This is a genomic window from Sphingomonas sp. Leaf339, from assembly GCF_001426195.1.
Classification (GTDB): domain Bacteria; phylum Pseudomonadota; class Alphaproteobacteria; order Sphingomonadales; family Sphingomonadaceae; genus Sphingomonas.
Genome location: NZ_LMRS01000061.1, coordinates 34,665 through 60,625, shown reverse-complemented (window position 1 = coordinate 60,625; position 25,961 = coordinate 34,665). Strand labels below are relative to the sequence as shown.

General features: G+C 63.8%; 29 protein-coding genes. 21 read left to right on the top strand and 8 right to left on the bottom strand.

Annotated features, from left to right (window positions below; all coding sequences use genetic code 11):
* Window positions 1–47 precede the first annotated feature (47 nt).
* Together tnpC and ASG67_RS17990 are read left to right on the top strand one after the other, a co-directional pair.
* A complete protein-coding gene (gene tnpC / locus ASG67_RS17995) occupies window positions 48–1,598 on the top strand; it encodes an IS66 family transposase (RefSeq protein ID WP_056533141.1) in 1,551 nt (516 codons plus the stop codon).
* The gene (locus ASG67_RS17990; RefSeq protein ID WP_056533138.1) at window positions 1,595–2,197 is read left to right on the top strand and encodes a plasmid pRiA4b ORF-3 family protein; all 603 of its coding nucleotides are present in this window, start codon (window positions 1,595–1,597) and stop codon (window positions 2,195–2,197) included. Before tnpC ends, ASG67_RS17990 begins: the two co-directional genes overlap by 4 nt.
* A 22-nt stretch (window positions 2,198–2,219) precedes the next feature.
* Here ASG67_RS17990 and ASG67_RS17985 read toward each other — a convergent pair whose 3' ends face one another.
* The 3 genes from ASG67_RS17985 to ASG67_RS17975 form a co-directional block, all read right to left on the bottom strand.
* Window positions 2,220–2,360: a DMT family transporter gene (locus tag ASG67_RS17985; RefSeq protein ID WP_082543655.1), complete on the bottom strand. Its 141-nt coding sequence runs from the start codon at window positions 2,358–2,360 to the stop codon at window positions 2,220–2,222.
* Entirely contained in the window at window positions 2,360–3,256 is an 897-nt protein-coding gene (locus ASG67_RS17980) for an NAD(P)/FAD-dependent oxidoreductase (RefSeq protein ID WP_268796304.1), read from the bottom strand. The genes ASG67_RS17985 and ASG67_RS17980 overlap by 1 nt, the downstream gene beginning before the upstream one ends.
* Before the next feature lie 317 nt (window positions 3,257–3,573).
* Window positions 3,574–4,422 (bottom strand): oxidoreductase, encoded by an 849-nt coding sequence (locus ASG67_RS17975; RefSeq protein WP_056533132.1) that lies wholly within the window; start codon window positions 4,420–4,422, stop codon window positions 3,574–3,576.
* Between the two features lie 49 nt (window positions 4,423–4,471).
* Between ASG67_RS17975 and ASG67_RS17970 the strand changes: the two genes are divergently transcribed.
* The 10 genes from ASG67_RS17970 to ASG67_RS17925 all read left to right on the top strand — a co-directional run bounded on the left by ASG67_RS17970 (window position 4,472) and on the right by ASG67_RS17925 (window position 12,802).
* Complete coding sequence (locus ASG67_RS17970; protein WP_082543654.1) at window positions 4,472–5,071, top strand: TetR/AcrR family transcriptional regulator; 600 nt, start codon at window positions 4,472–4,474, stop codon at window positions 5,069–5,071.
* A 180-nt stretch (window positions 5,072–5,251) separates the two neighbouring features.
* Window positions 5,252–5,551, top strand: a complete 300-nt coding sequence (locus ASG67_RS17965; protein WP_056533129.1) for a hypothetical protein — start codon at window positions 5,252–5,254, stop codon at window positions 5,549–5,551.
* Window positions 5,552–5,634: 83 nt separating this feature from the next.
* Window positions 5,635–6,345, top strand: coding sequence for an SDR family oxidoreductase (gene bdcA / locus ASG67_RS17960; protein WP_056533127.1), 711 nt, complete (start codon window positions 5,635–5,637; stop codon window positions 6,343–6,345).
* A 269-nt stretch (window positions 6,346–6,614) separates the two neighbouring features.
* Window positions 6,615–7,118, top strand: a complete 504-nt coding sequence (locus ASG67_RS17955; RefSeq protein WP_056533124.1) for a sigma-70 family RNA polymerase sigma factor — start codon at window positions 6,615–6,617, stop codon at window positions 7,116–7,118.
* A complete protein-coding gene (locus tag ASG67_RS17950) occupies window positions 7,108–7,749 on the top strand; it encodes an NrsF family protein (RefSeq protein ID WP_056533121.1) in 642 nt (213 codons plus the stop codon). The genes ASG67_RS17955 and ASG67_RS17950 overlap by 11 nt, the downstream gene beginning before the upstream one ends.
* A 112-nt stretch (window positions 7,750–7,861) precedes the next feature.
* Window positions 7,862–8,443: a DUF308 domain-containing protein gene (locus ASG67_RS17945; protein ID WP_056533118.1), complete on the top strand. Its 582-nt coding sequence runs from the start codon at window positions 7,862–7,864 to the stop codon at window positions 8,441–8,443.
* 61 nt (window positions 8,444–8,504) lie between these two features.
* Window positions 8,505–8,930 carry an organic hydroperoxide resistance protein gene (locus ASG67_RS17940; RefSeq protein ID WP_056533115.1) on the top strand — a complete coding sequence of 142 codons (426 nt, stop codon included), beginning with the start codon at window positions 8,505–8,507 and terminating at the stop codon, window positions 8,928–8,930.
* Between the two features lie 85 nt (window positions 8,931–9,015).
* Complete coding sequence (locus tag ASG67_RS17935) at window positions 9,016–10,401, top strand: FAD-containing oxidoreductase (RefSeq protein WP_056533112.1); 1,386 nt, start codon at window positions 9,016–9,018, stop codon at window positions 10,399–10,401.
* The gene (locus tag ASG67_RS17930; RefSeq protein WP_056533109.1) at window positions 10,401–11,132 is read left to right on the top strand and encodes an aspartate/glutamate racemase family protein; all 732 of its coding nucleotides are present in this window, start codon (window positions 10,401–10,403) and stop codon (window positions 11,130–11,132) included. Before ASG67_RS17935 ends, ASG67_RS17930 begins: the two co-directional genes overlap by 1 nt.
* Window positions 11,129–12,802, top strand: a complete 1,674-nt coding sequence (locus ASG67_RS17925; protein ID WP_321163554.1) for an alpha/beta hydrolase — start codon at window positions 11,129–11,131, stop codon at window positions 12,800–12,802. Before ASG67_RS17930 ends, ASG67_RS17925 begins: the two co-directional genes overlap by 4 nt.
* Window positions 12,803–12,847: 45 nt before the next feature.
* Here the strand turns inward: ASG67_RS17925 and ASG67_RS17920 are convergent, their stop codons facing one another.
* Window positions 12,848–13,708 carry a LysR family transcriptional regulator gene (locus tag ASG67_RS17920; protein ID WP_056533106.1) on the bottom strand — a complete coding sequence of 287 codons (861 nt, stop codon included), beginning with the start codon at window positions 13,706–13,708 and terminating at the stop codon, window positions 12,848–12,850.
* 102 nt (window positions 13,709–13,810) lie between these two features.
* Here ASG67_RS17920 and ASG67_RS17915 point away from each other — a divergent pair, with 102 nt between their 5' ends.
* From ASG67_RS17915 to ASG67_RS17905, 3 genes are read left to right on the top strand one after another with little or no spacing between them, the layout of a single operon-like run.
* Window positions 13,811–14,635 (top strand): oxidoreductase, encoded by an 825-nt coding sequence (locus ASG67_RS17915; protein WP_056533103.1) that lies wholly within the window; start codon window positions 13,811–13,813, stop codon window positions 14,633–14,635.
* A gap of 50 nt (window positions 14,636–14,685) precedes the next feature.
* Complete coding sequence (locus ASG67_RS17910; protein WP_056533100.1) at window positions 14,686–15,534, top strand: alpha/beta fold hydrolase; 849 nt, start codon at window positions 14,686–14,688, stop codon at window positions 15,532–15,534.
* 39 nt (window positions 15,535–15,573) lie between these two features.
* On the top strand, window positions 15,574–16,104 hold the full coding sequence (locus ASG67_RS17905) for a VOC family protein (protein WP_056533222.1): 531 nt from the start codon (window positions 15,574–15,576) through the stop codon (window positions 16,102–16,104).
* Between the two features lie 435 nt (window positions 16,105–16,539).
* On the opposite strand, the gene ASG67_RS17900 is transcribed toward ASG67_RS17905, so the two are convergent.
* Entirely contained in the window at window positions 16,540–17,427 is an 888-nt protein-coding gene (locus ASG67_RS17900) for a LysR family transcriptional regulator (protein ID WP_056533097.1), read from the bottom strand.
* Window positions 17,428–17,522: 95 nt separating this feature from the next.
* Between ASG67_RS17900 and ASG67_RS17895 the strand changes: the two genes are divergently transcribed.
* The 4 genes from ASG67_RS17895 to ASG67_RS17880 all read left to right on the top strand — a co-directional run bounded on the left by ASG67_RS17895 (window position 17,523) and on the right by ASG67_RS17880 (window position 22,113).
* Window positions 17,523–18,626 (top strand): aldo/keto reductase, encoded by a 1,104-nt coding sequence (locus ASG67_RS17895; RefSeq protein WP_056533094.1) that lies wholly within the window; start codon window positions 17,523–17,525, stop codon window positions 18,624–18,626.
* Window positions 18,627–18,755: 129 nt separating this feature from the next.
* On the top strand, window positions 18,756–19,700 hold the full coding sequence (locus ASG67_RS17890; protein WP_056533219.1) for an NAD(P)/FAD-dependent oxidoreductase: 945 nt from the start codon (window positions 18,756–18,758) through the stop codon (window positions 19,698–19,700).
* Between the two features lie 520 nt (window positions 19,701–20,220).
* Window positions 20,221–21,135: an alpha/beta hydrolase gene (locus ASG67_RS17885; RefSeq protein ID WP_056533091.1), complete on the top strand. Its 915-nt coding sequence runs from the start codon at window positions 20,221–20,223 to the stop codon at window positions 21,133–21,135.
* Between the two features lie 117 nt (window positions 21,136–21,252).
* On the top strand, window positions 21,253–22,113 hold the full coding sequence (locus tag ASG67_RS17880) for a DUF2306 domain-containing protein (RefSeq protein WP_200940840.1): 861 nt from the start codon (window positions 21,253–21,255) through the stop codon (window positions 22,111–22,113).
* A 226-nt stretch (window positions 22,114–22,339) separates the two neighbouring features.
* On the opposite strand, the gene ASG67_RS17875 is transcribed toward ASG67_RS17880, so the two are convergent.
* Entirely contained in the window at window positions 22,340–23,194 is an 855-nt protein-coding gene (locus tag ASG67_RS17875) for an alpha/beta hydrolase (protein ID WP_056533088.1), read from the bottom strand.
* Between the two features lie 197 nt (window positions 23,195–23,391).
* Here ASG67_RS17875 and ASG67_RS17870 point away from each other — a divergent pair, with 197 nt between their 5' ends.
* The gene (locus ASG67_RS17870) at window positions 23,392–23,646 is read left to right on the top strand and encodes a hypothetical protein (protein ID WP_056533085.1); all 255 of its coding nucleotides are present in this window, start codon (window positions 23,392–23,394) and stop codon (window positions 23,644–23,646) included.
* A 19-nt stretch (window positions 23,647–23,665) separates the two neighbouring features.
* Here the strand turns inward: ASG67_RS17870 and ASG67_RS17865 are convergent, their stop codons facing one another.
* A complete protein-coding gene (locus ASG67_RS17865; protein ID WP_056533213.1) occupies window positions 23,666–24,397 on the bottom strand; it encodes a hypothetical protein in 732 nt (243 codons plus the stop codon).
* Between the two features lie 244 nt (window positions 24,398–24,641).
* On the opposite strand from ASG67_RS17865, the gene ASG67_RS17860 reads away from it, so the two are divergent.
* On the top strand, window positions 24,642–25,040 hold the full coding sequence (locus ASG67_RS17860; protein ID WP_056533082.1) for a VOC family protein: 399 nt from the start codon (window positions 24,642–24,644) through the stop codon (window positions 25,038–25,040).
* A gap of 736 nt (window positions 25,041–25,776) precedes the next feature.
* Here the strand turns inward: ASG67_RS17860 and ASG67_RS17850 are convergent.
* Entirely contained in the window at window positions 25,777–25,944 is a 168-nt protein-coding gene (locus ASG67_RS17850; protein WP_156460915.1) for a hypothetical protein, read from the bottom strand.
* Window positions 25,945–25,961: the final 17 nt, after the last annotated feature.

Genomic DNA, 25,961 nt, shown 5'->3' with positions numbered 1-25,961 from the left:
GTTTTGCGTCGCTTTTGCTCGCCCGTTGCCATGCAATCTGCTATGAAATGCGGGTAACGGAAGCGCCCGTTTCCCCTGCTGATGCCGCCGCGCGGATCGCCGCGCTGGAGGCCTTGCTTGCCCGGGCCGATGCCGCGCTCGCTGCCCGCGACCTGCTCATCGATACCCTGCGCGGACAGATCGCACGGCTGCGGCGGATGCAGTTCGGCACGTCGTCCGAAAAGCTCGGCCGCGAGATCGAGCAGCTCGAACTGGCGCTGGAAGAACTGGAAACGGAGCGCGATGCGCCTGTGCCCGAGGTTGCTGACAGCGGCGTAGCGGTTCGGCCGGTGCCCGTCCGCGGTCTGCCGGAACATCTGCCGCGCGAGGAGGTCGTACACGAACCGGCATCGGGTGCCTCCACCTGCCCCGACTGCGGCGGTGCGCTGCGACCGCTCGGGGTCGACGCGCACGAGATGCTCGACATCGTGCCGGTGCGCTGGCGCGTGGTGCGCAACGTCCGTCCCAAATACAGCTGCCGGGTGTGCGAGAAGATCGTCCAGGCTCCCGCCCCGGTCGGCGCCGTGGCACGCGGCAAAGCCACCTTCGCGACGCTGGCGCACGTCGTCGTCTCCAAGTTCGACCACCATCTGCCACTCTACCGCCAGGCCGGGATGATGGCCGCGCAAGGGCTCGACATCGACCGTTCGACGCTTGCGGGCTGGACCGGACAGGCCGCAGCGCTCCTCGACCCCATCGTCAGCCGCATTCGCGACGAAGTTCTCAAGGCCGACAAGATCCATGCCGACGACACGCCCGTGCCGGTGCTCGACCCCGGTCGGGGCAAGACCGCGACCGGACGGTTATGGGTGTACGCGGCCGATGACCAGGCATCCGGCAGCACGGCGCCGCGCGCGACCTGGTATCGCTTCACGCCAGACCGCACCGCCGCGCACCCAACGTCCCATCTCGCCGGGTTCCGCGGTTTCCTGCAGGCCGATGCCTATGCTGGTTATGACGGACTGTATCGGGGTGGCGTGACCGAGGTCGCGTGCTGGGCGCATTTCCGGCGCAAGGTCTTCGACCTGCACGAGCGGTCGCCCACGCAGTTGACCACCGACATCCTCGAGCGGATCGGTGCGCTCTATGCCATCGAGGCCGAGGTCCGGGGCCAACCGCCCGATGTGCGATGCCGAAGCCGTCAGGAGAACAGCAGGCCACTGGTCGATGAACTGCGCGCGGTGCTCGACGCAGCCCTGCACCGTCTGTCACCGAAGTCCGACATGGCCCGGGCCATCGCCTATGGCACCAAGCGCTGGCCAGCGCTGTCTCGCTTCCTCGACGATGGGCGCCTCGAGATCGACAACAACATCGCGGAGCGAGCATTGCGCGGTGTCGCCGTCGGACGCCGCAACTGGCTGTTTGCCGGCTCGCGCGCAGGCGGCGAGCGGGCCGCGACGATCTACACGGTCATCCAGACCTGCAAGGCCAACGGCGTCGACCCGCAGGCCTATGTCGCCGACGTCATCGCCAGGGTGGCCGGTGACTGGCCAGCCAGCCGCTGGGACGAACTCATGCCGTGGAACTGGTCCGCCGAACCTGCCAGACTGGCGGCATGAGCGCCGAGACCATCGCCCGTCTGCACATCGTCCTCGACGACATCGAGCCCGCCATCTGGCGCCGGGTCGATGTGCCGGTCACCGCCAGCCTCAAGATGCTCCACGACATCGTCCAGGCCGCGATGGGCTGGGAGGATTGCCATCTCTGGCATTTCGAGGCCGCCGACCGGCGCTACGGCATTCCCGACCCGATGTGGTCCGAGAGCGGCATGACCGCTGCGAAGAACGTGAAGCTCGCGACGCTCATCGACCGGGGCGTGCGGGAAGTCGTTTATACCTATGACATGGGTGACGACTGGCGGCACACCATCACGCTCGAGACGGTCGGTCCCGGCGAACCCAACGCCAAATATCCACGCTTCATCGACGGGGAACGGCGCTGCCCGCCCGAGGATGTCGGCGGCTTGCCCGGGTTCGAGATGTTCCTCGATGCCATGGCCCGCCCCGGCCACGAAGAACACGACCGCCTGCGTGAATGGTATGGCGGTCCCTACAACGCCGACGACATCGACGAACGCTTCACCCGCCGCGCCGTCGCCGCCATCGCCATCCGCCGCCACGCCGGCAAACTCGCCTACCAGAAGAACCGCGCGCAATAACAAGGCGGCCTAACGGCCACGCTTACAGAAACAGGAAGCTCAGCAGGGCGCAAACGGCAAAGCCGCCCGTCCACGGCAGGTTTTTGAAACCATCGGTATACCGAAGGCAGGTCGTGAACCCGACCTCGAACACACCACCTAGCAACAGGTAAATCCACGCCATCAGATACGTCCTTCAGGAATTAGGTTGGAATCGCTGGCCGGCTTGGGGGCCGGTGAATGTGTTGCGCGCGTCAGCAGGCGCACGCCGCGGCCTCGCGTGAACCAAGACCATGCCCAGTTGACGTAGACGGTGAGCCGGCTTCGGAAATCGACGAGCAGCATGAGGTGGACCATCGACCAGGAAAGCCAGGCGATGAAGCCGCGCAGGCGGATGGTCCCGAAGTCGGCGACGGCGTGCGATCGACCGATGACGGCCATCGAACCCCAGTTGCGATAATAAAAGGGTGCGGAGGTTCCCCGCCCTTGCATCTTGTTCCAGATCAGCTCGCCGACATATCGACCCTGTCGCTTGGCGACCGGCGCCAAACCCGGCAGCGGCTTTCCGTCGCTGCCGGTAAAGCTGGCGACGTCGCCGATGGCAAACACGTGCGGTCTGCCCTCGACCGAGCAATCCGGTAGTACCCGCAACGCGCCATTACGGGCGGCATCGGCACCGAGCCACGCGGCCGCTTCGTTAGCACGTGTGCCCGCGGCCCAGATGACCGTGGCGGCATCGATCCGGATGTCCCCGACCTGCAATCCGTCCGCGTCGATCGAGCACACCGGGGCACCGAGCATAACCTCAACCCCGAGACGGGTAAGCGCGGCTGCCGCGTAACCGGGCAGATCGTCCGGGAAAGCGGAAAGGATCGTCGGGCCAGCTTCCACCAAAATGATCCGGAGCGCGTTGCTGTCGATGTTGCGAAAATCGCGAGCGAGCGCTGTCTTGGCCAGTTCGGCGATAGCGCCGGCCATCTCGACGCCGGTGGGGCCACCGCCGACCACGACGAAGGTCAGTAGCGAGGCGATCTCGCTCGGATCAACGCTGCGTTCAGCGCGCTCGAAAGCGTCAAGCAGCCGTTCCCGTATGGAGAGAGCACACGAAGATCGAGAACACTGTAAGATACCTCGGCGTGGACATCGAGGATGCCCTGACCCTCGCAGAACGCACCGAAATTTAACATTGGGGCGGCCCATCTGACGACGGATGGGTCGTTCCTATGCCCGGCGAGATCCGCCCCAAATCTCGCTACTCCTAGACGATGTTGTGGACGGCAGCATTCTTCAAGACCGGTCGCCTACATCACAGAAGTTGGTCCAACAGCGACGCTCTTTGCATCTGCCTCTTCGGCCCACGAACGATCGTTCCGCAAGCCGTACTTCGATCCGACCACTTAATGGGCACCAAAGCCCGTTGAACGAGAAAGCACTTCCCAGCGACCAACCTCCGCCCGCAGATCGTCTAGTTTCTCATCGACCAGTCCGAGGGCATCTTCGCCGAGGAACAGCCGAGTCGGCGGGTTCTTCTCCTCAACTATCGCCAGCAGCGCCCGCGCCGCCTTCGCCGGATCGTTCGGCTGATTGCCGCTCTTGGCCTGTCGCGCAGCCCTTATGGGGTCCATCACTGCGTCATAATCCGCGATGCTACGCGGCGTCCGATCCATCGAGCGGCCAGCCCAGTCTGTGCGAAACTGCCCCGGTGCCAGCGTCGTAACTTTTATACCGAACGCAGCCACCTCCTTGCCGAGCGCCTCAGAAATGCCCTCCAGCGCGAACTTGCTGCCGCAATAGAAGCTGATCCCTGGCATGGTGATGAACCCGCCCATAGAGGTTACGTTGACGATATGCCCGCGGCGGCGCTTACGCATACCGGGCAACACGGCCTGCATCATCGCAACCGGACCGAACACATTCGCGGCGAACTGCCGCTGGAGATCATCCATCGACGATTCCTCGAGCACACCTTCATGGCCGTAACCAGCGTTGTTCACCAAGACATCGATAGGACCGTCATCGCGCTCGGCTGCGGTTATCGCCAGAGGAATGGAAGCGAAGTCAGTCACGTCGAGCAGCATCGGGCTCGCGCGGTCCGGTGCGAGTGAAGCGAATGCGTCCGCATCTTCCTGGCGCCGCACCGTCCCGATGACCCGGTGACCGGCCTTCAAGGCGCCCTCAGCAAATGCTCGGCCAAGCCCAGAGCTGACGCCGCTGATCAGAAAAACTTTTTGGCGATCGTCTGTCACGCGTACACTCCTGCAGGACAAGCTGTCTATATCATGATATAGATGTGCAATGAGTGAACACAAGATGGAAGCAGGTATGAAGCGTCGGGGGGAACCGGTGCGCCAGCGTGTGCTCGATGCGGCAGAGCGTCTCCTGCGTGATGGCAAGGCAGAGTTCTCGATGCGTGATCTTGCCTCGGAAGCCGGGGTCAGCTTCGCGACACCCTTCAATCAGTTCGGCAGCAAGCCGGCGATCATGCACGCGCTGTCGGCGCGCCGCATAGACGCGATGCTGACGCGCTTAAGTGAAACGCCGCAGCCGCAGCACGCCGCCGACCGTGTAGCGCTGGCTATCGACATCGCAGTCGCGGTCATGCTCGACGAGCCGATCGTGAACCGCGCGGTCATGGCCTGGATAGGGACCGGGAGCGCGGCGTCGGGCGAAGTGAGATCAAATTCCACCGCCTTATGGGCACACGCCCTCGGCGACGGAATCGGACTATCTTCGCCCCGCCGGGATGAGGCATGCCGCATTCTGCCTTCGCAACTCGCGCTCGCTTTCCGGGGCGCGCTGTCCTTCTGGACCGCCGGCGAGCTTGCCGATGAGGAACTCGGCCAGGCTGCGCGGCAGATCGCCGGCACGCTTCTTCGAGCATATTCTTTCGACTAGGGGGCGGGAGCTGGAGCTCTTGAAGCCAGCGTTCAACAACGAAGTCTGTTTCTTGTGCGGAGCCGCCGTTCGCGCGGCGCATGCCGATCGAGCGGCCCAGCCAGCTGCCCACAAAGCTGAACGGAGAGAGTTCAATCCTGTAAGTTTACGATCATTGTTGATCGGTCCAGATGCGTGCCGATGGCACATGCAACTTTAATCGTGATGTGCAGCGGCGGCACCTATTTCGATCGCGACCATTACGTCGACGCTCACCTACCCTTGGCGCTTGCCTGCTGGCAGCGGCACGGGCTGAAGAGCGCCTCCGCCTTCTTCCCACGTGACGCCAACGCTGCGGATGTTTCCGTGGGTATCTACCGGTTCCGCGACGAGGACGCGCTGCACGCCGCACTCGCATCAGCCGAAGCGGATGCCGTGATGGCCGACGTTCCCCGCTTCACGGATGCAACCGTGTCCCGGATCGTGGGCACGCCGTTCTAATCGTACCGAGCCTCGCTTGGGCGGAGCTGACGGCGAAGGGCACTGACCGACCCACTTCCTTTCAAAAATACAGGGCAAGCGCGATGACGTTTTCTGATCTCAAGGTATTCGTCGTCGGCGGCAGCCGCGGCATCGGCGCCGCGATCGTGCGGCGTTTCGCCGCCGCCGGCGCAACGGTGATGTTCACCTATGCCGCTTCGGCCGCGGCGGCGGACCAGCTCGCCGCCGAGACCGGTGCGCAAGCGCTCCAGGCGGATGCGGGGACGCGCGACGAGCTGATCACGGCGATACGTGACGCCGGCCCGATCGACATCTTCGTCTATAATGCCGGTCTGCTGGTGTTCGGCGATCCGCTGACGCTCGATGCCGACGAGGTTGACCGCATGATCGACGTCAATGTGCGGGGAGCCTATTTTGGCAGCGTCGAGGCGTCCCGCCTGATGCCCGACGGTGGGCGCATCCTCGTCATCGGATCCGACACTGCCGACAGCATGCCGTTCCCGGGCCTCGCGGCGTACGTGCTGACCAAGGCGGCGGTGCAGGGCATGGCGCGCGGTCTGGCCCGCGACCTGGGTCCACGCGACATCACGATCAACGTGATTCAGCCAGGCCCTACCGATACCGACATGAACCCGGCCGACGGTCCGCGCGCGGCCGGCATGCTCGAGCCGATGGCCATCAAGCGCTACGGCACCGCCGACGAGGTCGCGAGCCTGACGCTCTATCTCGCCGGACCGCAGGCACGCGGGATAACGGGTGCAATGCACACGATTGACGGCGGCTTCGCCGCCTGATTTCCGGCATTCACCCAGCCAGCCAAGCAGAAAATGGCGACATGGACGATCCGGTCGAAATCGTCAGCGTCGATGCCATCTGTCAGGTCACGACCGAAACTCGCTTCGAAAAAAGTTCGACATCGAGTGACCGACAACGCTTAGCGCGCGAATAAGAGATCATGCGCTCGGACTTCCTCTCGAGATTGATCTCAAGGCCCTCGCCGAGCACGGCGCCGGTCAGCCGTGAGCGTCCGTCCCGAACCGCGCCGGACGCCTGGAGCAGCCTGATGGTGGCGGCGCAGAACGGACACGGCGGCGCCTATCGGCGGCTCCTTGGCGAGATGTCGGAGTGGCTCACGCGCTACTTTCAGCGGCGCCTGCCACCAGGCGACGTGGACGACGCCGTCCAGGAGACGCTGTTCGCAGTCCATCGGCGACGCCACACCTATGATCCTCAGTACCCCCTGGGGCCCTGGCTGGCGGCCATCGCCAAGAACAAATGGGTCGACCAGCTGCGCAGTCTGGCGCGTCGCCCAAGGGACGAGCTGCCCGACGAGATCGCCGTCAGCGACCACGAGGCCTCGGTGGTCAGCAGCTCGGTTCTGGCCAGCCTGCTCGACGAGCTCCGCCCCGCGCAGGCCCAGGCGATCCTGCTGGTCAAGGTGCGGGGCTACAGCGTGGAGGAGGCGTCAGGCGAGATCGGCCTTTCCGTCTCCGCCGTGAAGATGAACATCCACCGCGGGCTGGCGCGCCTGACGGCCATCATTGAGAAGACTCCCGATGTCGAGTGAATCCCTGATCGTTGATCTATCATCCGACCTCGTGCCCGTGCAGCGCCGCAGCATGGTGCGTGAAGGCGGGCTCGTCCTCGCGCTCGGCGCGGTGGAACTCGCGCTGTTCCTGGGCCTGGGCGCGATGCGGCCGGACATGAGCCACATGGCCGGTTCGCCCTATCTGCTGTGGCGGGTGGGAAGCCTCGGCCTGCTCGCCGTGGTCGCCTGCGTGCTGGCGATCCGCTCCTTTTCCCCGACGGCGCGGCCGCGCCAGGGGCTGATGCTCGCCTGCGTCCTGGCGATCGCAGCCATCGTGGTAGGCGCCTTCGTCACGCCCGACGGCGCGGGCGAGCGGGGGCTGCTGGATCGCATCGATCCGGCCAGTGGCATGCTGTGCGCCGCGTCTATTTTCGTGCTCTCGCTGCCGATTGTGGCGCTGCTAGGCGCTCTGATGCGGAGGGCCGCGCCGACCCAGCCCCGGCTCAGCGCGCTCGCCTCCGGCATCGCCGCCGGCGCCTGCGGAGCCTTCGTGTTCGCCTTCTGCTGCCCCTTCAACGACCCGCTCTACGTGGTAGTTTGGTATTCCGTCGGGTGCGCCGCCGTGGCGGCCGCTGCCCGATGGCGCCTGCCGCGACGCTTCCGACTTTGAACTGATCCGACGCGGCAGATCACGAGCCGCACAATCCCTAACCAGCGATCACCAACCCACCCGGATTTCGGGACGGGAGACGTGTGCCTGCATCACAGAAAGGAACCATGCCATGAAGACCATCACCGCCGCTAAGTCCCCGGATCGCGACTGGCTCAAGACCTACTACTATCTGCGCTTCGCGGTCTCCGCGATCTGGGTCGCGCTCGCCTTCACGGTCGCGAAGGCCATGCCGCCGCTGGCTGCGGTGATGCTCGTCGCCTATCCCGCATGGGACGCGCTGGCGAACTATCTCGACGCCAGCCGGAGCGGCGGCCTGACGCGCAACAAGAGCCAGATGCTCAACTTCGTCGTCAGCGTCGTGACCGCCGTCGCCGTCGCCGCGACCTTGCCGCACGGCATGCATCCCGTCCTCCAGATCTTCGGCGTGTGGGCCGTACTCTCCGGCCTCTTTCAACTCCTCACCGGAGTAAGCCGCTGGAAGTCCTATGGCGCGCAGTGGGCGATGATCCTGAGCGGCGCCCAGTCGGGTCTCGCCGGAGCGCACATGCTCAGCAAGGCCGCCGGCGCGGCGCCGGTCAGCATCGCCGACATCGCGCCCTACGCCGCCTTCGGCGCCTTCTACTTCCTCATCTCGGCGGTCTTGCTGACCATCAGCGACGCGCGCCGACGCTCGAACGCGGTCGCGGCCTGACGCGCACGCCAACACCTTTGGCGCCGGACCTGTCTGCGCCGCTCCACGAAAGGATTGAACCATGTCCATCGACGTCAAATACCGCACCGCCGCCACCGCGAACGGGGGCCGCGATGGACGCACCCGCACCGAGGACGGGAAGCTCGACCTCCAGCTGTCCACGCCGAAGGCGCTCGGCGGCGCCGGTGGCGAGGGGACCAACCCGGAACAGCTGTTCGCGTCGGGTTACGCCGCGTGCTTCCTCAGCGCGATGAAGTTCGCCGCGCACGAGCTGAACCTCCAGGTCCCGACGGGTGCGGCGGTGACGGCGACCGTCGGGATCGGCATGCGCAGCGAAGGCGGCTTCGGTCTGGATGTCGAGCTTGCCGTGGCGCTGCCGGGCGTAGAACGCAACGACGCCCAACGTCTGGTTGAGGCTGCTCACCAGACCTGCCCCTACTCCAATGCGACGCGAGGCAAAATCGACGTTCGCCTCAGCATCGTCTGACCTTGATGGGTCTGGCCATGTCCGAACCCGTCCCCTTTCCGAGCGGCGCTTCGCGCCTTGGCAAACATCGAAAGGTAGCCTTCGCATGCGCAGCTTCGACGCAATCATCATCGGCGCCGGCCAGGCGGGTCCGGCGCTCGCCGGCCGGCTGAACGATGCCGGCCTGTCGGTCGCCATCATCGAGCGCCATCATGTTGGCGGCACATGCGTCAACACCGGGTGCAGGCCTACCAAGACGCTCGTGGCGAGCGCCTATGCCATCCACACCGCGCGGCGTGGCGCAGACTACGGCTTCAGTGTCGCAGGGCCAGTTGACGTCGACATGAAGGCAGTCGCAGACCGGGCGGACAGGATCATCCGGGATGGACGGGCGGGTAACGAAAGCTGGCTGTTCGGCATGGCCAACGTCGAGCTCATCCGGGGGCATGCGCGCTTTGAGAGTTCCGGCGTCGTCACCGTTGATGGGGAACGACTGACCGCACCGCGCATCTTCATCAACGTCGGCGGCAGGGCTGTGGTGCCGGAAATGCCGGGCGCGGACCAGGTGCCGCTCCTCACCAATACCGACATCGTCGCGCTCGACGCGCTTCCCCGGCATCTCGTGGTGATCGGCGGAAGCTACATCGGGCTGGAGTTCGCCCAGATGTATCGGCGCTTCGGCGCCGAGATCACAATTGTGGAGCGGATGGACCGGCTCATCGCGCGGGAGGACCCCGACGTGTCGGACGCCGTCCGACAAATCCTAGAGGCCGAGGGCATCACGATCCGGACGGGTGCGGACTGCATCGCCTTCGCGCGCAGCGGCGCGGACGTCGAGGTGCGTGTGGACTGCGCTGAGGACGCGCAGCCGGTCGTCGCCAGCCACGTCCTGATGGCGGTCGGGCGGCGGCCGAACACCGACGACCTCGGGCTGGAGGTCGCCGGCGTGGCAGTGGATGCACGCGGCTATATCACCGTGGACGACAGGCTGGAGACCAGCGTCCCGGGCATCTGGGCGCTGGGCGACTGCAACGGTCGCGGCGCCTTCACGCACACTGCCTATAACGATTTCGAGATCGTCGCCGCGAACCTCTTGGACGGGGAGGACCGCCGGGTCAGCCAGCGTCTGCCTGGCTACGCGCTCTACATCGATCCTCCGCTCGCACGGGTGGGCATGACCGATGCCGAGGCGGCCAGGACCGGACGACGGCTGCTCCATTCCAAGCGGCCGATGTCCCGCGTCGGTCGCGCAGTGGAGAAGGGCGAGACGCAGGGGTTCATGAAGGTCGTGGCCGACGCCGAGACCCGCCGCATTCTCGGCGCAGCGATACTGGGAACGAGCGGCGACGAGGCGATCCACGGCGTCCTCGACATGATGAATGCCGACCAACCGATCGAGCAGCTTCGCTGGGCGGTGCCCATCCATCCCACAGTGTCAGAACTGATCCCGACATTGCTGCTCGATCTTCAACCTGGGAATGGAGAGGCGTGATGCGAATGATCGGTCTGATTGGAGGCATGAGCTGGGAAAGCTCGGCGGAATATTATCGCCTCCTCAACGAAGGCGTTCGCATCCGTTTGGGTGCAACCGCTTCGGCCCGTTGCCTTTTATGGTCGTTCGATTTTGCGGAAATCGAGGCGCTGCAACATGCCGGCGACTGGAGCCGCCTCACCGAGCGGATGGTGGACGCCGCACGGCGGCTGGAGGCAGCCGGAGCGGACCTGCTTCTGATCTGCACGAACACCATGCACAGGATGGCGCACGACGTGCAAAGCTCCGTTAGCATTCCGCTGATCCACATCGCCGATCCCACCGCGGAGCGGATCGTGGCCGCCGGGCTCCAGAAGGTCGGGCTGCTCGGCACGGCATTCACCATGGAGCAGGATTTCTACAAAGGGCGCCTGACCGAACGCTACGGTTTGGAGGTGATAGTTCCCGAGGAGCAGGACCGCGCGACCGTGCACCGGATCATCTATGATGAATTGGTCACAGGACGGATAGAGTCCTCGTCGCGAGAGGCCTACCGGGCGGTGATCAGGCGTCTTGTCGGTGCCGGTGCCCAGGCGGTGATCCTTGGCTGTACCGAAATCATGCTGCTTATCGGCCAAGAAGACAGCCCCGTGCCGATATTCGACACCACGGACATTCATGCGGCAGCGGCGCTCGATCATGCGCTGGGCACCGTCAAGGGCATCGATAAAGCGCGGCGGACTGCGGAGTGAGCAACGAAGCGATCATCGAGACTGAACCGCGCCGGGAAGCATCGTCGAAGGCGACCCGCTTCATCTTAGCATCGGGACTGGCGTCGCTCCTCATCGGCGCTGCGGAGCCCGAAACGCGGGTCGCCGTGACGCTGCAGCCCGACCTCGCCGAGGACGCGAGCGGCCGGCTGCTGGTGTTCGCCGCACGGGCGACGAGCGAGAATATGACAAGCGACGCTGTCGACCTTGAGCGTGGAGAGGACGTATCGGTCGCGGCGCGCGACGTGGCGAGTTTTGGAACCAGTCGCTCCGCGACGATCAATACACGGACAGCGGCCTTCCCCGCCAGCTTCGCAACGCTGGCGCCGGGCACCTACCGCGTGCAGGCGGTGCTCGATCGCAACGGCGACTACAACTTTACCGGTCGGGGACCTGGGGACCTCGCATCCAAGGTCGTCACAGTACACTTCCCGCTATCATCGATGCCGACCCTCCAACTCGAGCATGCGGTGCCGCCGGAGACCGACCAGTTCGACACGACCGGGCTGCCTCTCGTCGCGGCGGAGCAGATCGCCGCATCCCGACCGCATCTTCACGATGAGCGAATGCCATCCAAAGTGCTGACGCGCTTTCACGGCGCGAACCAGGCGGTGGCCGCATGGGTGCTGACCCCGCCGGGCTATAACGCCATGTCGCGCACGACCTATCCCACCGTCTACACGGCCACTGCGTTCGGCACGGGACACAAGCTGGCCGGCCAGCAGCTTTCGCGCATGTGGCACCTGATGAAAACCGGCGTCATGCCGCCGATGATCTGGGTCGCCCTTGATCACTCGTCTCGGAACGGCACGACTGAATTCGCCGACGGCGTGAACAACGGCCCTTTGGGCGAGGCGCTGGTCGAGGAGGTTATTCCCGCCCTCGAAGCCAAATACAGAATGGATGCCAAACCGTCCGGCCGTTTTCTGACGGGGCACAGCTCGGGCGGCTGGTTCGCGCTCTGGGCTATCGTCCGCTACCCGCAACTCTTCGGCGGCAGCTGGGCGACGGCGCCCGACCCGGTCGATTTCCACGACTTTCTCGGCGTCGATCTCTATGCAGCCGGCGCGAACATGTATCGTGCCCCTGACGGCAAGCCGCGCCCGCTCGAACGCGATCACGACAAGGTGCTCGGCACTATCGAGGAAGCTGCCCGGCTGGAAGGCGTTCTCGGTCACAGCGGCGGGCAGCTCCGCTCGTTCGAATGGGTCTTTTCTCCTCGCCAGCGCGACGGCGAGCCCGCCTTCCTGTTCGACCGGGAAACTGGCGCTGTCGATCCTGCCGTCGCGGCCTATTGGCGTGAGCGCTACGACATCGGGCACCGGATCGAAGCCGACTGGCCGCGGCTGGGCAGGTATGTCGATGGCAAGGTCCATGTCGTGGTTGGAACCGCCGATTCCTACTACCTCGACGGTCCGGTGCGTCAGCTCGATGCCGCGTTTCGCAAAGTCGGCGGTCACGCCGACTTTCGCTACGTGCCAGGCGCGACGCACAGCATGCCGATGCTCTACACGACAGACGGCGACCGCAACGCATTGTGGAAGGAGATGTCGCACGCGATATATGCGATGGCCAGACCCGGCCAAATGTGGGGTGCACCTTCTCGCGCCGTTTTTACCCCGCCACCGCCCGCGCGAGCGCGCCAGCACTGATCTTGCAGTTTATCCGGAAGCCTTGAGTCACTGCTGGGCCGCACATCATGCGGTCGCGTTTACGAGATGGTCCGTTACCGTCGAGATGAATGCGCGAAGACGCTGAAGACGCCGTAGGTCCCGGTGGTATCCCATCCAGATGTCTCGCGCTGGAGGTTGCGTCGGCACTTCCAGTGTGCGGATCCCCGGGATCTGATTGCCGACTACGCGGGGCAGGACAGCGATGCCAATGCCTTGCCGGCACATGCGCCCCTGGACGTTGCGGTTGTTCGATCGCACGACCGGTCTTGCGTTCGGGAAGCTCTCGATGAGCCACGCGATGTCGGGAAAATGACCCGTGGATGTGTCGTGGGTGATCAGCCGGGATCCGGTCCCGTCGCCATATTTGGGATCAGCTGCTTCCTCGGCGATGTAGGCGCCATATTCGAGCCTGAAGAGCCGCCGCTGAACGACATCGGCAGTGTCGAACGGAACAATACGAAAGGCGACGTCGGCCTCCCGTTGGGCAAGGTTGAACAGGCGCGTGCCGGTCAGTATCTCGACGTCGACATTGGGATAGGCCTTTGAGAAGTCCGCCAGGATGGGGGGCAGGACATAGGCCCCGAACCAGTCCGCCGACGAAATGCGCAGACTGCCCTTGAGATCCTGCTCCTGCCCTGCAAGCCGACGCTCCATGGCCAGCGCGCCTTCTTCCATCTGCTCGGCCAGCGCGATGACACCCTGGCCCTCATCGGTCAGGACAAGACCGTCCGCTGTACGCTGAAAGAGCGTGTGACCGATTGCCTGCTCCAGTGCGCGGAGGCGCCTGCCGACGGTCGGATGGCTTGTCTGAAGAGTGCGCGCGGCGCCACCGAGCGTACCAGCTCGCGCGACAGCGAGAAAAACCCTGACGTCACTCCAATCCATCGCCGCCACCCGCACAAAACTGAACGCGTAGAATACAGCTACGTCAGTTCAAGAACAAATCTAAACACCTAGATCTTCTCCATCATCTGGAGGTTCATAGTCATGAAAACCTGGCTCATCACAGGCTGCTCGAGCGGCTTCGGCCAACGGCTTGCGCTCGCGACGGCACGCCGGGGCGATCGGGTCGTCGCGACGGCCCGCAACGTCAAGGCGATCGAGGAGATGGCGGAGCCATTCGACGATCGCATGATCACCTTGCAACTCGACGTAACTGATGCGGGGGCGGCCAGGGCGGCGGTCGCAAAGGCTGTCGATGCCTTTGGCGGGATCGACGTCCTCGTGAACAGTGCCGGCTACGCACTGTTCGGTGCGATCGAGGAAGGCAGGCCCGAGGAATATCGGCCGATGTTCGAGGTGAACGTCTTCGGTCTGATTGAAACCACCAGAGCCGCGCTTCCGGCTTTGCGACGTTCGGGCGGAACGATCGTCAACATGTCGTCCGGTGCCGGCATCGAGGGCCGCGGCGGCGGAGGTTATTATCACGCCGCCAAGTTCGCCGTGGAAGGGATTTCCGAAGCGCTCGCCGGCGAGCTAAAGCCGTTCGGCATTCGCGTGCTGATCGTCGAGCCTGGGCCGTTCCGGACCGATTTCCTGGGCCGTTCGATCACGATGGCGGCTAACGAAATGCCGGAATACGCGGCAACCTCGCGCAGGAACTATCGCGACACCAACGACGGCAATCAGGCGGGCGATCCCGACAAAGCGGTGGCGGTGATCCTCGAGGCAGTCGACGCCGAAGACGCCCCACTTCATCTCCCGCTCGGCCCGGCGGCGCACACAATCGCCGAGCGCAAGCTGGCAGCGTTCCGCAGCGACATCGACGCCTGGCGCGATATCACGATCGCCACCGATTTCGACCGGGGCTGAGCGCTGGCCGCCAGTTTTGATGAACGTCAGTAACGAACGGGAGAGCAATCATGATCGCGACTTTGCACGGGTTTACCCAGCAACTGGTGCAGGTGAACGGCATCAAGATCAACGCCGTCACAGGCGGCGCAGGGCCGCCAATCCTGCTGCTTCACGGCTGGCCTGAAACGTGGTGGGAATGGCACAAGGTGATGCCGCTGCTGGCCGAGCATTTCAGCGTGGTCGCCATCGATCTGCGCGGCGCGGGTTTCTCCGACTGCCCGCAGGGCGGCTATGACAAGGCGACAATGGCGCGCGACGCGCATGATGTGATGGTTGCCCTCGGCCACTTCCGCTACGCCGTGTGTGGACATGACATCGGCGGAATGGTCGCCTTGCCACAGGCCGCCCTTCATCGCGAGGCGGTCACCCACCTTACTGTCCTCGACGTCCCACTACCGGGCTGGAGCGAGTGGGAGGCGACCACCGCAAGGCTCTGGCACTTTGGCTTTCACGCAAGCCGGGATTTGCCCGAGCGCCTGATCCACGGCCGCGAATATGACTATTTATCGACCTTCATGGCCGAGCGTTTCTACGACCACAGCACTTTCAATCCAGCGGACATCGATATCTACGCCAAGGCGATGGCGCTTCCTGGCCGCACGCGTGGCGGCATGGAATGGTACCGCACCCTCGCCGCCGATCATGCGGCTGCGCTCGAGTACAAGAAGCAGTCGCTTGAAATACCGGTGCTTGGCCTGGGTGGAGACCAGCGGTTCGGTGCGCAGATGGTGCCGATGCTTAAGGAATTCGCGACCAATGTGACCGGCGGCTCGATCGCGCGGTGCAGCCATTATGTCGCGGATGAGCGGCCGGATGAAGTAGCAGCCGCCCTGATCGACTTCCTCTCGGCCCGGTGAAATCTGGCAACCGTTTCGTCATTAGAAAGGAGAATGGACATGACCGCACCCGTCATTCGCGGTGTCAATCATATCGGCATCACGGTGCCCGACATCGAAGCCGCTAAATCGTTCCTGGTAGACGCCTTTGGTGGGCAGGTGATCTATCAATCTTTCGGACCACAGGATCCGCCTCGGCAAGGACCCGGCTTCGAGCAGGCCGTTGGCGCCTTTCCTGGAACGGTCGTGCGTGCGCAAGCAATGGTCAAGATCGGAACCGGACCAGATATCGAGCTCTTCGAAATGTACGGCCCCGAGCAGGCCCAGCCAATCCGAGCGAGCGACTTCGGCATTACACACTTCGCTCTCTACACCGACGACATCGACGCATCAGTCGAGCGTTTCGAGAAGGCAGGAGGCACACCCCTCACCGCGCCACGCGCTATCCCGTATGCAACCGAGAAAGGTCCTGGGAACAAGGTCTGCTACTGCCGCATGCCGTGGGGCACGACCATGGAATTCATCACCACGCCGGCTCGCATGGACTATCATGACCAGACGGATCTGCGCAGGTGGCAGGACGACGACTGAACAGCCCGCAAAGAAGCGGGCTCTTTTGAACGCCGGATACTCACCCTCAGGCTGGATGAGAGACCGGGCGACCCTCTCAATCAAACGATTTTGATACAGCGCACCGGCGGCTTTCGACCCTTACGATACTTAAAGCTGTCTGCAGAGAAATCCCAAGGTCAGTCGCCCCGGCCCCGCAGTGGCTAGAAGAACGAACGGCCGGTATCGGGAGAGCGCTGCGTCAAGCTTAACGTCGGGAATTGGGTCGGAAGCCGTCCGGCAGCTTCCGATCGAGAGGACCCACTTCCAGACGTTCAGGCCGGCCTTCCCGTTTCCCAACTCCAGACACTCGTTCATACCCTTGGGTCTTCGAAGGTTGACGGTTACGTCCCCCACCAAAGCGAGCCGTGGTCCTGATCATCAACTGCCCTCAATCTTTTCAAAGCATGCTTGCGATCAGACGCGCATCGCCGTCACGAAGGCCTGGAAGGCGGCAGTGGGTTGGCGGCGGCTGGGATAGTAGAGGTGGTTCGGGGGCAGCGTCGGTGCCCAGCCGGCCAGCACTTCGACCAGCGTACCGTCGGCCAATTGCAGCGCGGCATGTGGTAGCGGCAGGCAAGTCAGCCCCAACCCTGCCACTGCGGCGTTGCGCATCACGTCGATATCGTTGGTGATGAAGTCGCCACGGACCGACCGTTCCACCGTCCGGCCATCCCGCTCGAACTCCCACCGGTGGACGACACCAGAGGACGTGTATCGGTAACACAGGCACCGATGCGCGACGATATCGTCGGGCCCGATGGGAGCGGGATGATCGGCGAGGTAGGCCGGGGCGGCGACGAAGACGAGCGGCACCGGGGCGCTGATCCGCACCGATATCATGTCGGCCTGCAGCGTCTGGGCATGCCGGACCCCGCAATCGAAACGGTCCGCGACGATGTCGACGAACCCGTCGTCGACCACCAATTCGACAGCGATGTCGGGATAGGCGCGCGCAAAGTCGGCCAGCCGCGGCAGGATGGCGTAGATCGCCGCGACCCGGTGCGCGCTGACCCGGATCCGCCCCGCCGGGCGTTCGCGGGCATTGTCGAGATCGGCCAGCGCGCCGGCGACCGAAGCGATCGCCGGTCTCAACCGCGCGAGCAGTTCCTCGCCTGCCGGCGTCGGCGCCAGCGACCGGGTGGTACGGTCGAGCAGTCGAACGCCCAATTTCGTCTCCAGCGATCGCATCGCATGGCTGAGCGCAGAGGCGGACAATCCAAGCCGCGTTGCCGCTCGCGCAAAGCTGCCAGCCTCGACGATCGTTTCGAACACCGCGAGACCGGACCAGAGATCACGATCCATTCCTGAACATCCTTCAGCAACCCATGCGCCGCAGATGATCTAATCCTCGGGCGGTCGGGCGTCCATCTGGAGACGACACACTGCAGGATGCCATCATGAACCTCGACACCTATCGCCCGCTCGGCCGCTCCGGCCTTCTCGTCAGCCCGCTGGCGCTCGGCACGATGACCTTCGGTACGCCGCGATGGGGGGTGGACGAGAGCGGCAGTCGCGCGGTGTTCGATCGCTACACCGATCTGGGCGGCAATTTTATCGACACCGCTGACGTCTATGCAGGCGGGCGATCGGAAGAGATGGTCGGCAGTTTCGTCGCCGCGCAATCGTCGCGCGATCGGATCGTCATTGCGACGAAATCGGGGTTTGCGACCGGCCGCGGCTATCACGCAGGCGGCAATGGCACGCGCCACATCCTAGCGTCCGTCGAAGGATCGCTCCGCCGCCTCCGGACGGACTTTATCGACCTGTACTGGGTGCATGTCTGGGACGGCGTCACGCCGCCCGAGGAACTGCTGCGGACGATGACCGCGCTCGTCGCAGCGGGCAAGATCCGCTACTGGGGCATATCCAACACACCCGCCTGGTATGTCGCCGAACTCGCGACGCTGGCGCGGGTCCAGGGCGATCCGGCGCCGATCGGCCTGCAATATTTCTATTCGCTGGTCGAACGCGGGGTCGAAGCCGAGCACCTGCCGCTCGCGCGATCGGCGGGCATGGGTCTCGTGCCCTGGAGTCCCCTCGCCTATGGCCTGCTCACCGGCAAATACGACCGCGCGACCGTCGAGGCGGGCCCGAAGCGCGCGGGTGGCGTCCCCAACCAGGCCGGGCACGACGACACGGCGCGGCCCGTCGACGACAAGCGGCTCGATGGCGACAATCCGTTCGGCGACACGCTGTTCACCGAGCGCAACTGGAAAATCCTCGACGAACTGAAGCGCGTCGCAGCGGAGATTAACGAGACGTCGGCGCGCGTCGCGCTGTCCTGGGTGGTCGGGCAGCCCGGCGTCGCATCGACGCTGATGGGCGTGAGCCGGGCGGAGCAGGTAACCGACAATGTCGCCGCGCTCGGCCTCACCCTGCCACCCGAGCACTTTGCTTCGCTCGATGCGGTGAGCGGTGGCAACCTGCCGTTTCTCTACGGACTGTTCGCCCCTATCGTGCGCAATCAGGTCGTCTTCGGCGGCGGCGACGTTCGAAGCTGAACCATCATCCCGGAGCCGGCGGCCTGAAACGAGAATCTAAGTGTTGTCGGCTCCAATCGACAAACTCCGCGTTTGAAGATGTCCGGTCGGCCACAAGTTCGTTTGCTGCCCGCCGACACGGGGGTAGTCATGCGGATCGGAATCATCGGCGCGGGAATGGCGGGCCTGTCCTGCGCGCAGGCGCTTCGCCACCAGGGTCACGGTGTCATCGTGTTCGACAAGGGGCGCGGGCCGGGTGGCCGCATGTCGACCCGCCGTATCGACACCCCGCTGGGTGAAGCCGGGTTTGATCACGGCGCGCAATATCTGACGGCACGCGACCCCGCGTTCGTCGCGCAGGTCGAGCATTGGGCGCAAGACGGCCACGTCGCGCGCTGGTCTCCGGCTGGCCCAGATGCGTGGGTCGGGACGCCGGCGATGAACGCGCCGATCCGCGCGATGGCGAGCGACGGCGACGTCCGCTGGAACACGGCCATCGACACCCTGACTTATGACGGCGGATGGCGGTTCGGTAACGAGTGGTTCGACGCGGCGATCGTCGCGGTGCCCGCCGAACAGGTCGCCTCCTTGGTTGCCGCCCACGATGTCGCGCTGGCCGATGCAGCCCGTTCCGCGGTGTCTGATCCGTGCTGGACCGTCATGGCAGCATTCGACGGCCCCGTACCGATCGATCGCGATCGGCTCACGGATCTCGGCATCATCGGATCCGCCGTCCGCAACTCGGCCAAGCCAGCGCGGACCGGACCGGAGGCCTGGGTGCTTCAGGCCAGCGCCGATTGGTCGTGCGCGCATCTCGAAGACGCTCCGGACACGGTCCAACGCGCACTTCTCGCGGCGTTCGCGGACCACATCGGCGCCGGGTCGCATGCCGTCATCGCGACCAGCGTCCATCGCTGGCGGTATGCGAAAGTCGACGCGTCGAACTACGGTGCGATCTGGAACGCGAATATCCGCCTAGGCGCCTGCGGCGACTGGCTTCTAGGACCACGGATCGAGGCAGCTTGGCTCTCGGGGAAGGAACTCGCAGCGCTAGTAGGATCGCCAAATTGGACTGTCTCCGAACAGAATTTCTGATCCTGAGATCCAGAAGCGGACGCTCAGCCTACTAAAAGTGCTATTCGAAACGGGCGTCCATTCAGGTGTTATTGCGGAGCAGTGTTACGCTCCGCAGCATCGTTCGACCTCATCGAACCGGAGCGTGAGTCCTCTGCTGGGCAAATGGATAGTTAGTCTCTGCCGTTCGTCTTCGTTGAAACGTGCCGCCTTATTTAACAGGTCACGGATGGCCGCGCGACCGACGACCCTGTCGCCGCCAAGCCAGCCACTGCCAAGCGCAATCTCAGGTGCTAGGATAAGGAGGCCATAAGCGTCAGGTGCGAGATGATCGACTATGACGACGGTGTCCTTTTTTCCGTGATCGCGGCTTGCCTTTATACCGAGGGTCTATGCTTGGCGACCGCCGGGCCGCTTGACCCAGAACCCGACGCTAAGCCGGCTCAAACGCCTTCCAGGCTTCGGTCGTTCGTTCAGGTTGCCAGCGCTCCCTTTTGCCGCTCGATGGTGCTACTACTGAGGAAGCTGGCGGGGGCGTCTTATGCGAAAGTGGATCTGGGGCGGCATCGTAATAGTCATCGTCGGGCTCGGCATCGCGTCGTGGCCGTACGCCCGCTTCGCTTATCTTTGGCACTTCTACGGTCCGTCCGCGCTTGAGCGCATGGCGGTGAGCGCTCCGACCGAGACTCTCCGCTACGGCCCCGCACCGAAGCAATATGCCGATCTGCGCGTGCCGCCCGGTAAAGGGCCCTTCCCGATCGCCGTGATCATCCACGGTGGTTGCTGGGACGTCAGCTTCGGCAGTAGCGGGACGATCGCACCCATTGCCGATTCACTGACCAGGCGAGGCATCGCCACCCTGAACGTGCAGTACCGCGTCGTCGGCGATGCCGGTGGTGGATGGCCCGGAACGATGCGCGACGTGGGCACCGCGATCGATGCGCTGAGGCAGCTTGCTCGGCGTTACCCGCTCGACCTGAACCGACTGGTGGTCGCCGGGCACTCGGCAGGTGCGCAACTCGCACTCTGGAGCGCGACGCGCGATCGGCTATCGCCTGGTAGCCAGGTAGCGTTGCCCGATCCGTTGCTGCCAAAGGCGGTAGTGGCGATCGACGGGCCGGGTGCGCTGGCCGAATTCATTGGCCATGATGCGGACGCCTGCGGCAAACCCGTGATCGTGCCCTTTATGGGCGGAACACCGGCTCAGGTGCCGCAACGCTACCGTGACGCTTCTCCTCAGGATCACCTGCCGCTGCACGTCCCCCAGTACCTCGCACAGGCGGCGTTCGCCGATCTCATGCAGCCTTATATCGACAAGGCGCGTCGATCAGGCGATCCGGTCACTGCTTACCGGCCGGCTAAAACCGGTCACTTCAGCATCATCAATCCAACTTTGCCGCAGGGCCAGGGAACGGTAGCGCTGATAACGGACGCGGTCCGGAAGCTACCAGAATAGGTTGGCCAGCGCGTGCCGGATAGAGGGTTGACCCGCCTGAGCCGACCATTCGGCAAGTAAGTTGCGTCAGCTAATGCAGTGTGACAGCCTCCGTTTGCCATTGAAGGGGCAACGCCGTTGGCTACCTTGCGCGATGCAGATGCACTGCCAAACTCCAGGCTTAACGCCGGGTGGGTCGATAAGGCTTTGCGCTGGTCTGCCAGAAGCCTAGTCGCCATCGTCTGGATCAGCTCGGGCATCTTCGCAGCGTTTATTTTGGCGCTGTACGTCGGTGGCGCGGTGGCCGGGACGTATCAGGATTGGAATGACGGCTTTCCGGGTCTGTACGCTCAAGGTTCGCTGTCTGCGAACGTCGGCATTGGCCTACACTTCGGCTTTGGCGCCGTGCTGCTTCTATTGGGACCGATTCAACTGATGGCTGGGGTTCGACAGCGCCACCCCGTCCTGCACCGCTGGACTGGCAGAGTATACGCGACGGCGGCCTTCGTGACAGGCATCGGAGGCCTGGTTTACATCGTGTTCCGCGGGACCGTTGGCGGACCGGTAATGAGTACCGGCTTTGCACTATACGGCGCGTTGATGGCGGTCGCCGCCGAAGAGACTGTCCGGCATGCTATGGCACGACGTCTCGTTCAGCATCGGGCTTGGGCCATCCGGCTGTTCGCGCTAGCAATCGGCTCCTGGCTTTACCGGATGGACTATGGCTTCTGGCGCCTGCTAGCCGGCGGCGTTGGACATACGAAGACATTCGATGGCTGGTTCGACATGATCATGGTCTTCTGGTTCTACCTGCCAAACTTGGCTGTAGCAGAGTTCTTCATCCAGGGGCGGCAACGCAACGCCTCCGCGTCGACCAAAATCGTAGCGACTTTGGTGTTAAGCACAGTGGCGGCCTGCCTTCTGCTCGCGACGACAATGATCACCTTTCTCGGATGGGGTCCTGCTATCCTTTGGCGCCTTGGCATACTGGAAGGTTAAATACGCGCGCTCGTAAGCTAACGATCAAGCTTCGTGCTGGTAGACCCACAAGCAGACGTTCCCGGTGACCCTTCGCCTTTCCGACTTCAAACGTTCGTTCAGGTTGCTGCAAATAGCGCAACAGGGGAGTGGAACCCGCATTCTCGCCGACTGAGGGGACGTCGAGTTTGAAACTGCCTTTCGGCTGAGCATTTTCTATGTATCGAGCACCGTCCAAGACGTACGATCAATTTACCTTGCCTACGAAGCTGGCGACATCCTCGAGCACCGGTGCCCTGCTCCTAAATGGGCGCGCTAGCGCCAGGAGCAGGCTAACATGGCCCATCTTCGGATAGGACCGGAGGTCCACCGAAACGCCACCCGCACGCAATCTTGCGCCGAGCGCTTCACTGTTACGCGGGCGGACAATGGTGTCGTCCGCTCCAACGAGCAGCAACGCTGGTGGATCTCCGGTCCCGGCCCACGTGACGGGCTGCGTGTCCTTGGGCCGGGGCCATCCACCGAACGCGGCACGGCTGGCGTCGACATCGAAAGGAGCAAAGTCATAGGGGCCAGCCATTCCTATGAAGCCTCTGACCGCCTGCCGATCGTCCTTCAGCCAACGATCGTCTACCGCTAGCATGGCGGCGATATAGGCGCCCGCCGAATGACCCATCAGTATGAGCCGAGCCGGGTCCCCGCCGAACTCTGCAGCATGTGCCTCGGTCCAGCGTACGGCTGCTGCGCCATCCTCCACGAAGGATGGATAGCGAACCGTAGGCACGAGCCTATAGTCGGGGATAACGACAACGAACCCCTTTGCCGCCAACGCTCTGCCGACGAAGGCATAACCTGAGCGCGATCCGCTGTTCCAGCTTCCGCCATAGAAGAACACCACCACCGGTCGCCGGCCGATTGGTTGCGGCCGCGGTGCATAAACGTCCAGCCTCTGACGTGGATCGTTACCGTATGCTACGGCGGTTGCGACCCTTCCCGCACCTCGATCTTTAGGCACCAGCGTGTCGAACACGCCTAACGGCGAGCAGCCAGCGGCGAAGAGGCTAGCCAGGACCGTGAGGCGAGCGCGAAGGGTCGTGGTCATGCTGTTCAACGTCCTCTTTCCGTCTCTGCAATGATGCGATCGATCATCAACATGGGTGGACGCATGTTCGACCTTGTGGATCGCTCTTGTCTCCACTCCGGGGCGCCGGCGCGGACGGTACATCGCCATGGTCCACGGCATGACCAGCGAACCCGCAGACTTTGCATCGAAACCGCTGCACCCGCCGTATCTCGATCATGAACCCTGAGCCCGACCTCTCCTCAGATACTGCAGCTTCGGTCGAAGCGGGCTCGGAAGGTCGCTACCGGCGCATCCTTGATATGACGGCTGCACTCAGGGCAATGTTCGGTGATGCAGCTTTAGCTATTGCCGATGGTCAACCCGGCGCCTTCGACGTCGGCGGGAGGAGTGGTATCCGGTGGCAGGACCTGGCGAACGAATTACGCGCCGCCAAGCTGCCTCACACAATAGCCATCCCGCCGACGCCGTGACGCGTCACCGGGCGAGCGGTTACATGGGCGGCGTGATCCCGTCCTTGCCAATCGCGACGAACTTGGCTCCCGGCGCGCTCGCGTCGGTGACGACGAAAACCTTCTGACCTTTCGCCAGCACTGACCGCTGCGTCGGCTCGAAGCGGACCACCGGCGTGCCGGCCGGCACGAGAACCTTGGTCTTTCCGCCCTTGTAGGAGACGGTCAGCGTCGTCTCGCCGGACTTGCCGGCACCCTCTGTCACCGTGCCGTTAGTCATGGCACTCTGTTGCTCCACGGTGCCGTTGGTCATGGCGCTTTGCTGCTCAACCGTGCCATTGGTCATGGCGCTTGATCCGCTCGCATCGCCACCAGCCGCGGCGACGACGCCGGGAACGTCCCAGTCATAATGACCCTCGCCTGTCCCGCGCATCGATTCCGGGAAGATGACCAGTTCGACTGCGCGCACTGTGTCTCCGGCCCCTGTCGTTGCCGTGCCGATGAAATCGCCGTCCTTCAGCGTGGCCAGACTGGAACCGACCACCCATGCGAAGCCGGTCTTGGTGTCGAGCGGCACGGACACAGCACGACCATCATAGGTCTGCACCGCAAGAGCATTTGGACCAACGGATTGCACGACGCCGCGGACGCGGGTCGCGGTCGTTGCCGGACCCGACGCCGCTGTCCCATTTGCCTCGTTCGAGCTTGGGCCACTGCATCCACCCAAGGCGACGATTGCGCTACCGAGCAGCGCGAAGCTCTTCATGGTCATTGTGTCGCATCCCTGGATTGCGCGAAGCAGGATATCCGCGCCAAGATGTCCTGCACCGTCGTGCGCCATTTGTCTTCAGGCAACGCCGAAGCTTGGTTACTATTGCTTCGCCCGCCTGGCCGCACGCCTTTCTGCTACCCTCAGGCGACGTCGATGACGAACGAGGCGTGACTGCACGTCTGTCTCGGCTATGGGACACTTACAGGCGCCTTGCATCAGGCAGCCTTCTGTCAGGAGAGAGACCATGCTGTTTCATACGATGGTGGGTTCCAACGATATCGAGCGCTCCAAGCGCTTCTACGACGAAGTGCTGAGCGTCCTCGGGGTGAGCGAGGCCACCCTCAATATCGCAGGCAGCGGCCATACGCGCCTGTTCTACCGCAACGAGAACGGCACCAACTTCATCGTCACCGAGCCTATCAACGATGAGCCCGCGACCGTGGCGAACGGCAGCACCGTTGCATTCTCCTGCAATTCGCCCGAGCAGGTGAAGGAGTTCCATGACGTCGCCATCGCAAACGGCGGCACGTCCGTTGAAGCGCCACCGGGACCGCGAATGAGCCCATCCATGGGGGCCATTGAACTAGCCTATTTCCGCGATCCCGATGGCAACAAACTCTGTGGGATTCATTTTCCCGCATGAGCGGCTCTGGGTCGAACTCGCTATTATCGTGGCTGGCGAGCTCAACCCAGACATTCGCGGTCCGTTTCGAACTTCTCCGCTTAGGTCGGACTTTGCTCGCGCTCGGAGCCGCCGCGGAGCGGTGTTACGTTCCGAAGTATCGTTCGATCTCATCCAACCGGAGCGTGATCGCTCTGCTGGGCAAATGGATAGTTAGTCTCTGCCGTTCATCGTTCGTGAAACGAGCGGCTTTGATCAACAGGTCACGGATAGCTGCCCGACCGACGACCCTGTCGCCTCCCAGCCAGCCACTGCCAAGCGCGACCTCAGGTGCCAGGATGAGGAGGCCATAAGCGTCGGATGCCAAATGCTCGGTTATGACGATGGTGCCCTTCTGCCGTGATTGCGGCTTGGCTTTAAACTGAGGATCTCGGCTTCGCGATTGGCAGGCATTTGGACCCATTTCTAGTCATTCGGCGAGCCCTTCCCGCTTCCCAACTTCGGCCATTCCTTCATCTGGTCGGGGCCGCGTTCAAGACCCTGATTGGCTACCGGGCACCTAAATGGGGAGGACTGCGGACGGTCAGCTTTAGGCGGGCCAGCGTCGGTACCCGAGATTGCTTTGGGCTTAGCCTGAACCCGCTTCGCCAGGTAATTCACGGCCGTGGAATGCCACGCGCAGCCTTTCGGAGCAGGGTCGATGAGCGCCGCATTCGTGGGAAACGTCGCGCCGCCTTTTACCGGCGGCGCGACAGGATCATTGGGGCAGTCGCCAGTTGAACTCGTCGCCCGCTGCCTCGGCGGTCTTCACCAGGTGGCTGACGTAATCCTGGAAAAGCGGCACCGTGAACGTGACGATGACCGGATCAACGTCAGGTTCCTTGAAGGTCAGCACGACGAAACGCATGCCGGTTTCGTCGATCATCAGTCCGGCTTCCATCG

What these genes read in the sequence shown, in the direction of transcription:
- tnpC (WP_056533141.1), top strand. Translation starts at nt 48, where the DNA reads ATGCGGGTAACGGAAGCGCCCGTTTCCCCTGCTGATGCCGCCGCGCGG.
- ASG67_RS17990 (WP_056533138.1), top strand. Translation starts at nt 1,595, where the DNA reads ATGAGCGCCGAGACCATCGCCCGTCTGCACATCGTCCTCGACGACATC.
- ASG67_RS17985 (WP_082543655.1), bottom strand. Translation starts at nt 2,360, where the DNA reads ATGGCGTGGATTTACCTGTTGCTAGGTGGTGTGTTCGAGGTCGGGTTC.
- ASG67_RS17970 (WP_082543654.1), top strand. Translation starts at nt 4,472, where the DNA reads ATGAGTGAACACAAGATGGAAGCAGGTATGAAGCGTCGGGGGGAACCG.
- ASG67_RS17965 (WP_056533129.1), top strand. Translation starts at nt 5,252, where the DNA reads ATGGCACATGCAACTTTAATCGTGATGTGCAGCGGCGGCACCTATTTC.
- bdcA (WP_056533127.1), top strand. Translation starts at nt 5,635, where the DNA reads ATGACGTTTTCTGATCTCAAGGTATTCGTCGTCGGCGGCAGCCGCGGC.
- ASG67_RS17955 (WP_056533124.1), top strand. Translation starts at nt 6,615, where the DNA reads ATGGTGGCGGCGCAGAACGGACACGGCGGCGCCTATCGGCGGCTCCTT.
- ASG67_RS17950 (WP_056533121.1), top strand. Translation starts at nt 7,108, where the DNA reads ATGTCGAGTGAATCCCTGATCGTTGATCTATCATCCGACCTCGTGCCC.
- ASG67_RS17945 (WP_056533118.1), top strand. Translation starts at nt 7,862, where the DNA reads ATGAAGACCATCACCGCCGCTAAGTCCCCGGATCGCGACTGGCTCAAG.
- ASG67_RS17940 (WP_056533115.1), top strand. Translation starts at nt 8,505, where the DNA reads ATGTCCATCGACGTCAAATACCGCACCGCCGCCACCGCGAACGGGGGC.
- ASG67_RS17935 (WP_056533112.1), top strand. Translation starts at nt 9,016, where the DNA reads ATGCGCAGCTTCGACGCAATCATCATCGGCGCCGGCCAGGCGGGTCCG.
- ASG67_RS17930 (WP_056533109.1), top strand. Translation starts at nt 10,401, where the DNA reads ATGCGAATGATCGGTCTGATTGGAGGCATGAGCTGGGAAAGCTCGGCG.
- ASG67_RS17920 (WP_056533106.1), bottom strand. Translation starts at nt 13,708, where the DNA reads ATGGATTGGAGTGACGTCAGGGTTTTTCTCGCTGTCGCGCGAGCTGGT.
- ASG67_RS17915 (WP_056533103.1), top strand. Translation starts at nt 13,811, where the DNA reads ATGAAAACCTGGCTCATCACAGGCTGCTCGAGCGGCTTCGGCCAACGG.
- ASG67_RS17910 (WP_056533100.1), top strand. Translation starts at nt 14,686, where the DNA reads ATGATCGCGACTTTGCACGGGTTTACCCAGCAACTGGTGCAGGTGAAC.
- ASG67_RS17905 (WP_056533222.1), top strand. Translation starts at nt 15,574, where the DNA reads ATGACCGCACCCGTCATTCGCGGTGTCAATCATATCGGCATCACGGTG.
- ASG67_RS17900 (WP_056533097.1), bottom strand. Translation starts at nt 17,427, where the DNA reads ATGGATCGTGATCTCTGGTCCGGTCTCGCGGTGTTCGAAACGATCGTC.
- ASG67_RS17895 (WP_056533094.1), top strand. Translation starts at nt 17,523, where the DNA reads ATGAACCTCGACACCTATCGCCCGCTCGGCCGCTCCGGCCTTCTCGTC.
- ASG67_RS17890 (WP_056533219.1), top strand. Translation starts at nt 18,756, where the DNA reads ATGCGGATCGGAATCATCGGCGCGGGAATGGCGGGCCTGTCCTGCGCG.
- ASG67_RS17885 (WP_056533091.1), top strand. Translation starts at nt 20,221, where the DNA reads ATGCGAAAGTGGATCTGGGGCGGCATCGTAATAGTCATCGTCGGGCTC.
- ASG67_RS17875 (WP_056533088.1), bottom strand. Translation starts at nt 23,194, where the DNA reads ATGACCACGACCCTTCGCGCTCGCCTCACGGTCCTGGCTAGCCTCTTC.
- ASG67_RS17870 (WP_056533085.1), top strand. Translation starts at nt 23,392, where the DNA reads ATGAACCCTGAGCCCGACCTCTCCTCAGATACTGCAGCTTCGGTCGAA.
- ASG67_RS17865 (WP_056533213.1), bottom strand. Translation starts at nt 24,397, where the DNA reads ATGACCATGAAGAGCTTCGCGCTGCTCGGTAGCGCAATCGTCGCCTTG.
- ASG67_RS17860 (WP_056533082.1), top strand. Translation starts at nt 24,642, where the DNA reads ATGCTGTTTCATACGATGGTGGGTTCCAACGATATCGAGCGCTCCAAG.
- ASG67_RS17850 (WP_156460915.1), bottom strand. Translation starts at nt 25,944, where the DNA reads ATGATCGACGAAACCGGCATGCGTTTCGTCGTGCTGACCTTCAAGGAA.